Source organism: Streptomyces sp. NBC_00299 (assembly GCF_036173045.1).
Classification (GTDB): domain Bacteria; phylum Actinomycetota; class Actinomycetes; order Streptomycetales; family Streptomycetaceae; genus Streptomyces; species Streptomyces machairae.
The window spans coordinates 8,197,670-8,210,356 of record NZ_CP108039.1 but is presented as its reverse complement, the minus strand read 5'-3'; the positions used below and the strand labels follow the sequence as shown (position 1 = coordinate 8,210,356).

Below are 12,687 nucleotides of genomic sequence, written 5' to 3'. Positions count from 1 at the left end.
CTTGGAGCGCATGGTTCCGGAACATTCCGCGCGGAGACCGATCGTTTACCGGCACCAATGGCCGGCACCCACTGCCCGTCCCGCGTGTGACTGGCCTCTGGGCGGGCGGGTCACACGCGGTCGGGCACGCGCGTGTGGCCTCAGCCGCGTGCTCCCAGCAGGTGATCCATCGCCAGCTGGTCGAGGCGCTCGAAGGCCATCCCGCGCGCGGCGGCCGCCTCGACGTCGAAGTCCTCGAACGCCGTGCGGTCCGCGAGTAGCGACTTCAGGCCGTCCGCCGCCGTCGGCTGCGCCAGCTCGTCCAGGCGCGCGGCACGCAGGGCCTCCTGGACCTCCGGATCGGCGCGGAAGGCGGCCGAACGCTCCTTGAGGATGAGGTAGTTGCGCATGCAGCCCGCGGCAGACGCCCACACTCCGTCGAGATCCTCCGTCCGCGGCGGCTTGAAGTCGAAGTGACGGGGCCCGCTGTAACCGGCGCTCTCCAGGAGGTCGACCAGCCAGAAGGCGGCACGCAGGTCGCCCGCGCCGAAGCGCAGGTCCTGGTCGTACTTGATGCCGGACTGGCCGTTGAGGTCGATGTGGAAGAGCTTGCCCGCCCACAGTGCCTGCGCGATGCCGTGCGGGAAGTTGAGGCCGGCCATCTGCTCGTGCCCGACCTCGGGGTTGACGCCGTACAGCTCCGGCCGCTCCAGGCGCTCGATGAACGCCAGCGCGTGGCCGACGGTCGGGAGCAGGATGTCACCGCGCGGCTCGTTCGGCTTGGGTTCGATGGCGAACTTGAGGTCGTAGCCCTGGGAGATGACGTACTCGCCGAGGAGGTCGAAAGCCTCCTTCATGCGGTCGAGAGCCACGCGTACGTCCTTGGCGGCGCCGGACTCGGCGCCCTCGCGCCCGCCCCAGGCGACGTAGGTCCTGGCGCCCAGTTCGGCCGCCAGGTCGATGTTGCGGATCGTCTTGCGCAGGGCGTATCGGCGCACGTCGCGGTCGTTGGCGGTGAATGCGCCGTCCTTGAAGACGGGGTGGGTGAAGAGGTTGGTGGTGGCCATCGGCACCTTCATGCCGGTGGCGTCGAGGGCCTCACGGAAGCGCTTGATGTGCGCCTCGCGCTCGGTGTCCGAGGACCCGAAGGGGATCAGGTCGTCGTCGTGGAAGGTGACGCCGTGGGCGCCGAGCTCGGCCAGGCGCTGCACCGTCTCCACCGGGTCGAGGGCCCGGCGGGTGGCCTCGCCGAAGGGGTCCCGTCCCTGCCAGCCGACGGTCCACAGGCCGAAGGTGAACCTGTCCTCGGGGGTGGGCTGGTAGCTCATGCCGCGGCTCCTCGCTTGCTTACGTCTGCTTGCTACGACTATTTCGTCATGGCCGTTTACAAATTAGTATGCCGACGCGTCCCTGGGAAGGGACAAGATGTCCCCGAAGGGGTGAGGTCCGGGTCGTGACGCTCCGGGCACCCTCGAAACAGCAGGTCGGTTCCCGCAGAGCCGCGGAAAAGGGAGAGCCCGATGTCAGCAGCCGAGGGTCCGCTCGTCGTCGGCGTGGACACGTCCACCCAGTCCACCAAGGCGCTGGTCGTCGACGCGTCGACGGGGCAGGTCGTCGCGAGCGGCCAGGCACCGCACACGGTGTCCTCCGGTGCCGGCCGCGAGAGCGACCCACGCCAGTGGTGGGACGCTCTGTGCGAGGCGCTGCGCCAGTGCGGCGACGCCGCGCACGAGGCCGCGGCGGTGTCGATCGGCGGGCAGCAGCACGGCCTGGTCACGCTGGACGACCGGGGCGAGCCGGTGCGTCCGGCTCTGTTGTGGAACGACGTGCGCTCGGCGCCGCAGGCCCGTCGGCTGACCGAGGAACTGGGCGGCGCGAAGTTCTGGGCCGAGCGCACGGGCTCCGTTCCGGCGGCCTCGTTCACGGTGACCAAGTGGGCCTGGCTTGCGGAGAACGAGCCGGAGTCCGTCCGGGCCACCAAGGCCGTACGTCTCCCCCACGACTACCTCACCGAACGCCTCACGGGGCAGGGCACCACCGACCGCGGCGACGCCTCCGGTACGGGCTGGTGGGCGTCGGGGACGGAGTCGTACGACGAGGAGATCCTCGCGCGCGTGGGGCTCGACCCGGCGATGTTGCCCCGTGTGGTCCGGCCCGGGGAGATCGCGGGCACCGTGCGCGACAGCCATGAGCTGCCGTTCTCCAGGGGCACCCTGGTCGCACCCGGCACCGGTGACAACGCCGCCGCGGCACTCGGCCTCGGACTGCGGCCCGGCATGCCCGTACTGAGCCTCGGCACCTCCGGCACGGTGTACGCCGTGTCGAGGCGGCGCCCCGTCGACCCGTCCGGCACCGTGGCGGGCTTCGCCGACGCGCACGGCGACTGGCTGCCGCTGGCCTGCACCCTGAACTGCACGCTCGCCGTCGACCGCCTCGCCACCCTGCTGGGCCTCGACCGCGAGGCCGTGGAACCCACCACCGGCCTCACGCTCCTGCCCTACCTGGACGGCGAACGCACCCCGAACCTGCCGAACGCCTCCGGTGTGCTGCACGGCCTCCGTCACGACACGACCGCAGGCCAGCTCCTGCAAGCCGCCTACGACGGCGCCGTCCACGCGCTGCTCGGCGCCCTGGACCTGGTTCTGGACGAGGACGCGGACCGCTCCGCGCCGCTGCTGCTGATCGGCGGCGGGGCACGGGGTACGGCCTGGCAGCAGACTGTACGACGGCTGTCGGGGCGCCCGGTGCAGGTCCCCGAGGCCAGGGAACTGGTCGCGCTCGGCGCCGCGGCCCAGGCGGCCGGCCTGCTGACCGGCGAGGATCCGGCCGCGGTCGCCCGGCGTTGGAACACCACGCGCGGGCCGGTGCTGGACGCCGTGGAGCGGGACGACGAGACGCTGGCCAGGATCAGCGGGGTACTCTCCGACGCGGCCCCGCTGCTGGAGCGGAGCCCCGAGGCTCACTGAGGACTGACGAGGATTGACGGAGGCATGACCGCACCGCTGCACGAGGCCCACCCGACCGGAGCCGGGCGCGCGCTGCCGAACACCCAGCAGGGCATGCGCCGCCGCAACCTCGCCCGGGTGATGCACACCGTCAGCGCCGACGGTCCGCTCTCGCGTGCCGCCGTCGCCTCCAGGATCGGGCTGACGCGCGCGGCGGTGTCGACCCTCGTCGACGAGCTGATCCGCTCGGGACTGCTGGAGGAACTCGGTCCCGAACGGCCCGGCCGGGTGGGTCGCCCCGGCTCGGCGCTGGCCGTCAGTGGGCACGGTCCGGCCGGAATCGGGGCGGAGGTCGGCGTCGACCATCTCGCCGTCTGCGCGGTAGATCTGCGCGGCGTGGTGCGGGCCAGGGCAGTGCGGCACGGCGCGAATCGGGGCCGGGCGCCCGCACCGGTGATCGAGGAACTCGGCGCGTTGGTGCGCCAAGTCGTCGCCGAGGCCGAGCACGTGGGGCTGTGGCCCGCCGGCCTGGCGGTCGCCGTGCCGGGTCTGGTGGCGCGGGACGCGCGCACGGTCGTCCGTGCTCCGAACCTCGACTGGCGGGACGCGGACCTCGGCGGTCTGCTGCCCGTGGACTTCCCGGTGAGCGTGGGCAACGAGGCCAACTTCGGCGCGCTCGCCGAGCTCTGGCTGGGCGATGGTACTGCGCGCGACTTCGTGCACGTGTCGGCGGAGATCGGTATCGGTGCGGCGGTCGTGGTGGACGGCGGGCTGCTGCGCGGAACGCACGGTTTCGCGGGCGAGTTGGGGCATGTGCCGGTCCAGCCGGACGGACCCGCGTGTCCGTGCGGGGGGCGCGGGTGCCTGGAGCAGTACGCCGGTGAGGAGGCGGTGCTGCGCGCGGCCGGACTGGAGCCGAGCGAGGACCGCGTCGGCCTGCTCGCCGACCGTGCCGCCGAAGGCGACGAGGACGTACGGCGCGCCCTGCACGACGCGGGAACGGCGCTCGGCATCGCACTGACGGGCGCGGTCAATCTGCTGGACCCGGAGAGCGTGGTGCTGGGCGGCGCGCTGGCCGGACTGGCCCCCTGGCTGCTGCCCTCACTGGAAGCCGAGCTGGACCGGCGCACCGCGGGGCCGGCCTGTCCGGTCTCCGTGTCGCGGCTGGGCCCCGAGGGGCCGTTGCTGGGGGCAGCGCACTCCGTGGTGCGGGCGGTGCTGGACGATCCGGCGGGGGTGGCGGAGCGGGCCTGAACCCACGACGGAGCTGGGCACGTAACCAGGCCGGGTGTACCGGGCGTCCGGCGGCAGCACGCCTGCTGCGATTCCATGACGGGCCCGATTCCAGATTCCGCACCCGGTCCGATTCCTGCTTCCACACCAGGATGTATTCCTGATTCCACGCCAGGCCCGATTCCTGCTTCCACAACGGGCCGGGTTCCAGGCTGTGTTCACTCGTGTGAGTGAGCGGGTTATCCACAATCCCGCGGCTGTCCACGGAAATCGACGCTCGCTTCTGCCCAACCCAGCAGCGCCGTACCGTGAATCACGTGAGCCGCAGTCAGCGCAGGGCTACGGCACCACGCGATCGTTCCATCTTCCCACCGGCCTTCCGCAGAACGGAGCTGTGCAGCGATGAGCGACCCCAGGATCCTGACCGTGCGCCCCGAGCCCGGCGAGTACGCGTGGACGTTCGGCGGCGCACCGCCTGTGGCCCGCATCGCGCCCGGCACGGTGCTCGACCTGTACACGGAGGACTGTTTCGCCGGGCGGGTGCGGTCGGAGAAGGACCTGGTGTCCCAGGTGTGCGAGTTTCCCTATCTCAACCCGCAGACCGGACCGTTCCACATCGAGGGCGCCGAGCCGGGCGACACCGTCGCCGTGCACTTCGTATCGATCGAACCGGCACGGGACTGGGCCGCGTCGACCACGGTCCCCCTGTTCGGCGCGCTCACCTCGACGCACACCACGGCCACGCTGCAACCGCCTCTGCCGGAGACCGTGTGGATCTGGCAGCTCGACCGGGCACGACGTACGGCGTTGTTCCGGGCCCACGACAGTGACATCGAGGCGGAACTGCCCATGGACCCGATGCACGGCACCGTGGGGGTCGCCCCGGCAAATCTGGAAGTCCGCTCCGCTCTGGTGCCCGACGCGCACGGCGGGAACATGGACACGCCCGAGATGCGGGCGGGCGTGACCTGCTATCTCGGGGTGAACGTCGAGGGCGCGCTCCTCAGTCTCGGTGACGGACACGCCCGGCAGGGCGAGGGCGAGACCTGCGGTGTCGCCGTGGAGTGCGCGATGAACACCGTGGTGATCGTCGAACTCCTCAAGGGAGTTGCCACACCATGGCCCCGCATCGAGTCGGACACTCACATCATCTCGACGGGTTCGGCCCGGCCCCTGGAGGACGCGTTCCGGATATCCCAGCTCGACCTGGTGCAGTGGCTCGTGCGTGACTACGGGTTCAGCGAGCTGGACGCCTACCAGTTCGCGACCCAGGCCGTCGAGTCGCCGCTGGCCAACGTGTGCGACACCAACTACACGTGCGTGGCCAAGATCCGCAAGGAGTGGCTGCCGGCACGTGAGACGCACCGTGGAGTGCACGCTCAACTGCGCGAGACGGCAGCGACTCTGAGTTGAGCGCCCCGGCCGAACTCAACGGCTGACAGACAGACCACCGCCCCTGAAAGGGAAACCCTCTTTGGAACGCGCAAGACCACGCCCCAGCCGCCGGCTGCTCCTCCAAGGCACCGCACTCGCCGCCGTCCCGTATGTCCTGCTCCCGGAGCGACCGGCCGGTGCGCATGTCCCTGCACCGGACTACGCGCTCGCCGTGTGGCGCCCGGCGAGCGCCGCCAACTACACGGTGGCGGACCACTCAGCGGCCCGTCCTGTCGATCGGGTGATCATCCACGTGACTCAGACCACCTACACCAAGACCCTGTTCGTCTTCGAGAACCCCAGGCAGCACGTGTCCGCGCACTACGTCGTCCGGTCGGCCGACGGACACACGTCGCAGTGCGTCCGCGAGGCGGACATCGCCTGGCACGCCGGGGACTGGGAGCACAACAGGCGCAGCATCGGCATAGAGCACGAGGGCTGGGTCGACGAGCCCGCCTACTTCACCGGCGTCATGTACGAGACGTCGGCCCGGCTCACGGCTGCCATCTGCGCCAGATACGGCATACCGAAGGACCGGGAACACATCATCGGCCACCATGAGGTGCCTGGCACCGACCACACCGATCCCGGCCCGCACTGGGACTGGGAGCGCTACATACGGTTGGTCAACGCGGCCTGAAGTTTCACATGGCGTCACCGGCGTGGCCATCGTTCGGGTGACCCGGGTCGAAAAGGTTGTCCGCGTGCGCACCCGGAGTGACGATGTCCTCAGCCGCATCGCCTTCCGGGAGGCCGAGTTGACCGATCCATGGGTGGCCCTGGAGCCGGGGGCCGACCCTGCCGAGCGGGTACGGGTGCTGCGTCATGCGCATGAGACGTTCACCGAGGTGGGCACCGTGCCGAAGCCGGTGCGTGCCGTGGTGGCCGACTCGTGGCGGCGTTCGGCGCGGGCGGGTGTGGGCCCGGACGGCACCGCGAGCGTGGAGCTGGCGGACGGCGATCTCGGCGCCTACCGCGCGGAACATCCGCTGGCGCGGGTGATGCCGTTGTTCCGGGAGCTGTTGGGCACGTTCGCCGCTGACGGGGAGCATCTGCTCGCGGTGTGCGACGCGCACGGCAGGCTGCTGTGGGTCGAGGGCGATCCGACGACCAGGCGCAGGGCGGGAGGGATGAACTTCGTGCCGGGTGCGCGGTGGGCGGAGTCGGCGGTGGGGACGAACGCGCCGGGGACGGCGGTCGCGGTGGACCGGCCGGTGCAGGTGTTCGCGGCCGAGCACTTCATCCGCCGGGTGCAGCCCTGGACCTGTGCGGCGGCGCCGGTGCACGATCCGCGCACGGGACGGGTGCTCGGGGCGGTGGACATCACCGGTGGCGATGGGCTTGCGCATCCGCACAGCCTGGGGTTCGTCCAGGCGGTGGCGCGTGCCGCGGAGTCCCAACTGGCGTTGCTCGCCCCGCAGGTGCGGACCACCGACACGCCCGAGCTGTGCGCTCTGGGCCGCGACGAGGCGCAGTTGCGCATCGGGGGCCGCCGAATCAGGCTCAGTCGTCGGCACAGCGAGATCCTGGTGCTGCTGGCGCGCCACCCGGAGGGACTGACCGGTGACGAGTTGCTGTGTGCGCTGTACGAGGACGAGTCGGTGACGCCTGTGACCCTGCGGGCCGAACTGGCCCGGCTGCGCCGGATCGTCGCCCCCGGGCTGCTCGGCTCCCGGCCCTACCGGCTCACGGTGCCGGTCGAGTCGGACGTGACGGTGGTCGAACGCCGTCTGGATGCCGGTGCGGTCACCGGTGCGGCCATGGCGTACGCCGGCCCGCTGCTGCCCGGCTCCCAGGCACCGGCGGTGGTGCGGCTCCGGCGGCGCCTCGCGGACGGGGTCCGTACGGCGTTGATCGCCCGCCGTGATCCCGACCTGCTGGCGGACTGGGCGCACGCGCCTTGGGGCGAGGACGACCTCGACGTATGGCGAGCACTCGCGGCGGTGCGGCCGACGTCGGCGGTACGGTCGCGGCTGACCGCGCTGGAGTCCGAACTCTCGGCACCGCCCGCTTGGGAGCGCCGCGCCACCCGCTGACCCGCCTCCGGCTCGCTGACAGAACCCTTGGTGCTCCTGCAGAACCCCAGGCGCGCGCAACGTACTTGCAACCTCGCCGTCCCTAGCCTCGCGCCGAGAGCTGCCCAACGGCGGGCAGCGCTTCTTCGGGAGGCAGCAGCATGACCCGTTACACGGCGCCGGGCACCGAGGGTGCGATCGTCTCCTACCAGGCGCGCTACGACCACTTCATCGGCGGTGAGTACGTGCCGCCGATCCGGGGGCAGTACTTCGAGAACCCGTCGCCGGTGAACGGGCAGCCGTTCACCGAGATCGCGCGGGGCACGGCGGAGGACGTGGAGCGGGCGCTCGACGCGGCGCACGCGGCCGCCCCCGCGTGGGGCCGCACCTCGGTGACCGAGCGAGCCGACATCCTGCTCAAGATCGCCGACCGTATGGCGACGAACCTCGAGCAGTTGGCGGTGGCCGAGAGCTGGGAGAACGGCAAGCCGGTACGCGAGACGCTGGCTGCGGACATTCCGCTGGCCATCGACCACTTTCGCTACTTCGCGGGCGCGATCAGGGCGCAGGAGGGGTCGCTCGGCGAGGTCGACGACGACACGGTGGCGTACCACTTCCACGAGCCGTTGGGCGTGGTCGCGCAGATCATCCCGTGGAACTTCCCGATCCTCATGGCGACATGGAAGCTCGCCCCCGCGCTGGCGGCCGGCAACGCGGTCGTACTCAAGCCGGCCGAGCAGACGCCGGCGTCCATTCATTACTGGCTCAGCCTGGTCGCCGACCTGCTCCCGCCGGGCGTGCTCAACATCGTCAACGGCTTCGGCGTGGAGGCGGGCAAGCCGCTGGCGTCGAGCCCCCGGGTGGCCAAAGTGGCGTTCACCGGTGAGACCACGACCGGCCGGTTGATCATGCAGTACGCCTCGGAGAACATCACTCCGGTCACCCTCGAACTCGGAGGCAAGTCCCCGAACATCTTCTTCGACGACGTCTGGGCGGCGAACGACGACTTCCGGGACAAGGCGCTCGAGGGCTTCACCATGTTCGCGCTGAACCAGGGCGAGGTGTGCACGTGCCCGTCCCGGGCGCTGGTCCAACGCGGCCAGTACGCCGACTTCATGGAGGCGGCGATCGCCCGCACCGAGCAGATCAAGACCGGTCACCCGCTCGACACGGACACGATGATCGGCGCGCAGGCCTCCAACGACCAGTTGGAGAAGATCCTCTCCTACCTGGACATCGGCCGGCAGGAAGGCGCCAGGGTTCTCACGGGCGGCGAACGCATCGAGCACGACGGCGAGTTGAAGGGCGGCTACTACGTCCAGCCGACGATCTTCGAGGGCGACAACCGCATGCGGATCTTCCAGGAGGAGATCTTCGGGCCGGTCGTCTCGGTGACGTCCTTCGACGACTTCGACGACGCCATCAAGATCGCCAACGACACGCTGTACGGCCTCGGCGCCGGTGTGTGGACCCGCGACATCAACACCGCGTACCGCGCGGGCCGCGCGATCCAGGCGGGGCGTGTGTGGACGAACTGCTATCACGCCTACCCTGCACACGCGGCGTTCGGCGGCTACAAGGGCTCGGGCATCGGGCGTGAGACGCACAAGATGATGCTGGAGCACTACCAGCAGACGAAGAACCTGCTGGTGTCGTACGCACCGAGGAAGCTGGGCTTCTTCTAGGCGCAGGAACAAGGGCGCCTGACCAGGCAAGGTGTCTGTCAGGCGTCCTCCGGCTCCCGACTCCGGAGGCCGGCCACGATGACGGTGGCCGACGAGGCTCGCGCCAGGTTGAGGATCCCTGGGCCGGGGGCTGCTCTTCCGCCTAGGATCCCGATCATGTTCAAGTCAGGGGTGGGGTTCCTCGCGTTGTTCGGGCTCGGCTGGTGGCTGCTGGGCTCGAGTGCATTCGACGGGGTGATGCGGCAGGTTCTGGTCGTGGGTGGCTGTGCCGTTGCGGCGGGGCTGATGCTCGCCGCACGCCGCTTTCTCCCCTCATCGGCAGGGGGGCCATTTCCTGTCGACCGACGTCGGCGGTTCAACCAGATCAACGGGCTTCAGTGGCTGCTGATCATCGCCATCGCCGTAATCTGCGGTCAGGTCGGCGTGCCGGTGCTCATTCCTCCGCTGGTCGCGGTTGTCGTGGGGCTCCACTTCCTGCCGTTGGCGTCGGTGTTCGAGCAGCCCCGACTGCGGATACCGGCGGCCCTGTTGATCGCTTCCGGGGCTGCGGGCATGACCGTCTGGCTCACGAACGGCCCGGACGAGACCGTTCGCCTCGTGGTGGGCCTTGCTTCTGCGCTCTCCCTGTGGGGCATGGCGACATGGACAGTCGCGGGGGCGGCATCCGCTGCCGACCGAGGGGCAGTCAATGAGGTGTCTGACGGGGCCTGACAGCCACCCTGTCCTGCCTGTCCTGATGGCAGAGCAAGTACGCGTGCGCGAGATCCGTTCGACCCCGCTCCTCCTTGAGAGTTCGAACCCGCTCCTCCTGGAGAGTTCGAGGCAGTGTCGTCCAATCGAGTCCTGGTCGTGCTCACCGCGCTGAAGCGCGCATCGGTGGCCCGCATCCGCACGGCTGTCGTCTTCCTGTGCGGACATGTCCCGGCCACCCTCGCGACCGGGACACCGAGGCTTCATAGCGCACGGCGGGGCGCCGGTGGCCTGGGCGTCGCCATTTTCCGACGGTAACTGCCTTTTCCCCGGGGCGACTTCCTTGGCCCCTCGCACAGCTCTAGGCTCGAGACGCGGGTTCCGCGGGGGAACCTTGCCGTCCGTGGACCGGGGGCGACGTGGATGTGCCGACGCTGATCCTGCTGGGTGCGGTGGGAGGTGTGCTGCGCGGGGTCGTCGATCTCTACATCCAGTTTGCGAACTGGCGTTCGGCTCGCGGCGCCCATCAGCGCGAACAGCTTTCGGAGCACGTGAGACCCCGCCTGACGCAGTACTTCGACCCGGCCGTCGACCTGGCCGCGGCCGGCGTGCACAGCGTGATGGGCGCCGGGATGGCGGTCCTGTTCGGCACCACGGGCCAGATCAGCGGCCCGTACGCGGCCATCGTCGTCGGCGCCTCCGCCCCGGTGCTCCTGACCCAGCTGGCCCGCATCCAGTCGGTGAGCGAGGCACTGGGGGGAGGGCAGGCGGGTGCGGGCCCGGCCGCCCCATCGGCCGGTGTGGGCGCCGGACCGGCCGAGCCCGCGGTGACCATGGAGGCCGCCCCGGTCGATCCCGCGGTGACGATGGGGACCGGCCCGGTCGATCCCACCGTGACCATGGGCGCCGGCCCGGTCGACCCCGCTCAGCAGGCCGTGCCGTCAAGGGTACAACCGGCGCTCCCCGAGCAGGGGGCCGCCGTACTCGACGATCCGCAGGCGGCCACCGCCTCGGGGGCCGCCGCGCTTCAGCCCAATGCCGAAGCGGGACCGTCGCAGCGGACGTCGTCGCAACTGCGGTCCGCCGCCTTCCGGCAGGACGCGGAGACGGCCCAGCCGCACCCGAACGGGCAGCCCACCGATCCTGGACATGGCCATGGTGGCCGGGGGACGCCGCCGCTGAGGCGTGAGCGGGCCGCCGGTGAGGAGGGGAGGCCATGACCACGCGCCCCTCCTTGAGCCGCCGTATCGCCGCGGCGGTACTCGGCGTGGAACGCCCCGGCCGCGGACCGCGGGACGTCACCGCCCAGCGCGACCTGCCCTACGGCCGTCGCCTGCTGGCCGCGGTGCTCGGTGTGCGGGCGGGGGCACGACAGGTCGCGGCCCTGTCGAAGACCCGGGCGCGGATCGACGAGGCGGACGTGAGCTCTGCCGGGGCGCGGATCCACGAAGCGGACGCGAGCTCTGCCGGGGCACGGTTTGAGACGTCGACCGACACACGGGCCGGGGCCACTAACCCGATTTCCCAGACGCCCTCGCAGAACGAGACATCCGAGCTTCCGACCACACCGGTGGCTCCTGTGCCCTCGGTTGCTGTGGAGCCGGACTCGCCCCCTCACCCACCCGTGGAACGGGAGGAGTCATGGGAGCGCGTCGGCCCCGAGGAGCCGCCGTCGACCCCGCCACGGCGTTCGCCCCGAAGGTCGTACGCAAAAGTGGGGGTGCGCAGCACTCCACAACATCTGCTGGCAGAGGACCGCCGGGACTACGAGCGGCTCCTCGACGAGGCGCTGCACACCGCACCGGACCGCCAGGGACTGACGGCCGTCGGCCGACGGCTCCACCCCGAACAGCTGCGCACCATGGCTCTCAACGCAAGCCCGATCATCACCGCTGCCGCGGCGACGGAGTACCAGCACTACGTCCGTGTCCGCGAGGAACTGCGCGACCCTGCGGCGCACCCGCGAGGGTCCGACATCACCGAGGCGGCGCCGGCCAGCAGCATGCGAACCGTCGGAGAGACCACGGGCGCGGGTGCCATCGCCGTCGCGGTGGTCCTGACGCCCGTGCTGGCGGGCACCGCCGCGACGATCTTCCTCGGCGTCGGCCACCTCCTGGAGCTGGTGGGCCGTGCCTCCTCCTTCAGCGGCGGCCTCATCACCACAGGATGGGTCTTCGGGGCCGTCACGGCGGCAGCGATCCTGGTGGCCGCCGTCGGGCTCCTGCTCAGCGCCCTCCGCAACCGGCCGCCGGCTGAGACCGAGGAGTACAGCGAGTCGAGCGCCGAGGTGGATCGTGCCAGGGAGGCCTGGCGCGCGGCGCTGCTGGAGCGCGGCATCCACCCCTTCCTGCGGGATGCGCTCGCCGATCCCGGCACGGCCTCGGCGCAGTATCGAGCCACGCCTTCGGGCGGCCGCATCCCTCAACTCGGCTACAGCCGCCCGGGCTTCAGCAGCCCGGAGGACGAAACCGAGCGGGGGCCGCGCCCAAGCTTCACCGGCACGGACTTCGCCAGCTCTGACTTCACCACTCCTGACTTCACCAGCCCTGACTTCGGAGGCCCCGAACACGAGCCGGAGTGAGCCCCGTAAGCACGAGCCGGAGTGAGCCCCGTAAGCCCCGCGCCCCGCTTCGCCGTGTCTGGCTGCTGTGAGCCCCGTCCACCGGTCGGGCATGTGAGAGCTCGTTGAATGTGGTTCCGACCGGC

General features: G+C 70.9%; 10 protein-coding genes. 9 read left to right on the top strand and 1 reads right to left on the bottom strand.

Annotated elements, in window-relative coordinates; all coding sequences use genetic code 11:
- Nucleotides 1–140 precede the first annotated feature (140 nt).
- A complete protein-coding gene (gene xylA / locus OHT51_RS36700) occupies nucleotides 141–1,307 on the bottom strand; it encodes a xylose isomerase (RefSeq protein WP_328883196.1) in 1,167 nt (388 codons plus the stop codon).
- A 192-nt stretch (nucleotides 1,308–1,499) separates the two neighbouring features.
- Between xylA and xylB the strand changes: the two genes are divergently transcribed.
- From xylB to OHT51_RS36655, 9 genes are all read left to right on the top strand, one after another.
- Nucleotides 1,500–2,945 (top strand): xylulokinase, encoded by a 1,446-nt coding sequence (xylB, locus tag OHT51_RS36695; protein ID WP_328883195.1) that lies wholly within the window; start codon nucleotides 1,500–1,502, stop codon nucleotides 2,943–2,945.
- 24 nt (nucleotides 2,946–2,969) lie between these two features.
- Nucleotides 2,970–4,178, top strand: a complete 1,209-nt coding sequence (locus tag OHT51_RS36690; RefSeq protein ID WP_328883194.1) for an ROK family transcriptional regulator — start codon at nucleotides 2,970–2,972, stop codon at nucleotides 4,176–4,178.
- Nucleotides 4,179–4,559: 381 nt separating this feature from the next.
- Entirely contained in the window at nucleotides 4,560–5,570 is a 1,011-nt protein-coding gene (locus OHT51_RS36685) for an acetamidase/formamidase family protein (protein WP_328883193.1), read from the top strand.
- Between the two features lie 61 nt (nucleotides 5,571–5,631).
- Nucleotides 5,632–6,231 carry an N-acetylmuramoyl-L-alanine amidase gene (locus OHT51_RS36680; protein ID WP_328883192.1) on the top strand — a complete coding sequence of 200 codons (600 nt, stop codon included), beginning with the start codon at nucleotides 5,632–5,634 and terminating at the stop codon, nucleotides 6,229–6,231.
- Nucleotides 6,232–6,349: 118 nt separating this feature from the next.
- Complete coding sequence (locus OHT51_RS36675) at nucleotides 6,350–7,627, top strand: GAF domain-containing protein (protein WP_328884560.1); 1,278 nt, start codon at nucleotides 6,350–6,352, stop codon at nucleotides 7,625–7,627.
- A gap of 140 nt (nucleotides 7,628–7,767) precedes the next feature.
- The gene (exaC, locus tag OHT51_RS36670) at nucleotides 7,768–9,291 is read left to right on the top strand and encodes an acetaldehyde dehydrogenase ExaC (protein ID WP_328883191.1); all 1,524 of its coding nucleotides are present in this window, start codon (nucleotides 7,768–7,770) and stop codon (nucleotides 9,289–9,291) included.
- Nucleotides 9,292–9,447: 156 nt separating this feature from the next.
- Nucleotides 9,448–10,002: a hypothetical protein gene (locus OHT51_RS36665; RefSeq protein WP_328883190.1), complete on the top strand. Its 555-nt coding sequence runs from the start codon at nucleotides 9,448–9,450 to the stop codon at nucleotides 10,000–10,002.
- Between the two features lie 398 nt (nucleotides 10,003–10,400).
- Nucleotides 10,401–11,201 (top strand): hypothetical protein, encoded by an 801-nt coding sequence (locus OHT51_RS36660; protein ID WP_328883189.1) that lies wholly within the window; start codon nucleotides 10,401–10,403, stop codon nucleotides 11,199–11,201.
- Complete coding sequence (locus tag OHT51_RS36655; RefSeq protein ID WP_328883188.1) at nucleotides 11,198–12,562, top strand: hypothetical protein; 1,365 nt, start codon at nucleotides 11,198–11,200, stop codon at nucleotides 12,560–12,562. Before OHT51_RS36660 ends, OHT51_RS36655 begins: the two co-directional genes overlap by 4 nt.
- The last annotated feature ends 125 nt before the right edge of the window (nucleotides 12,563–12,687 follow it).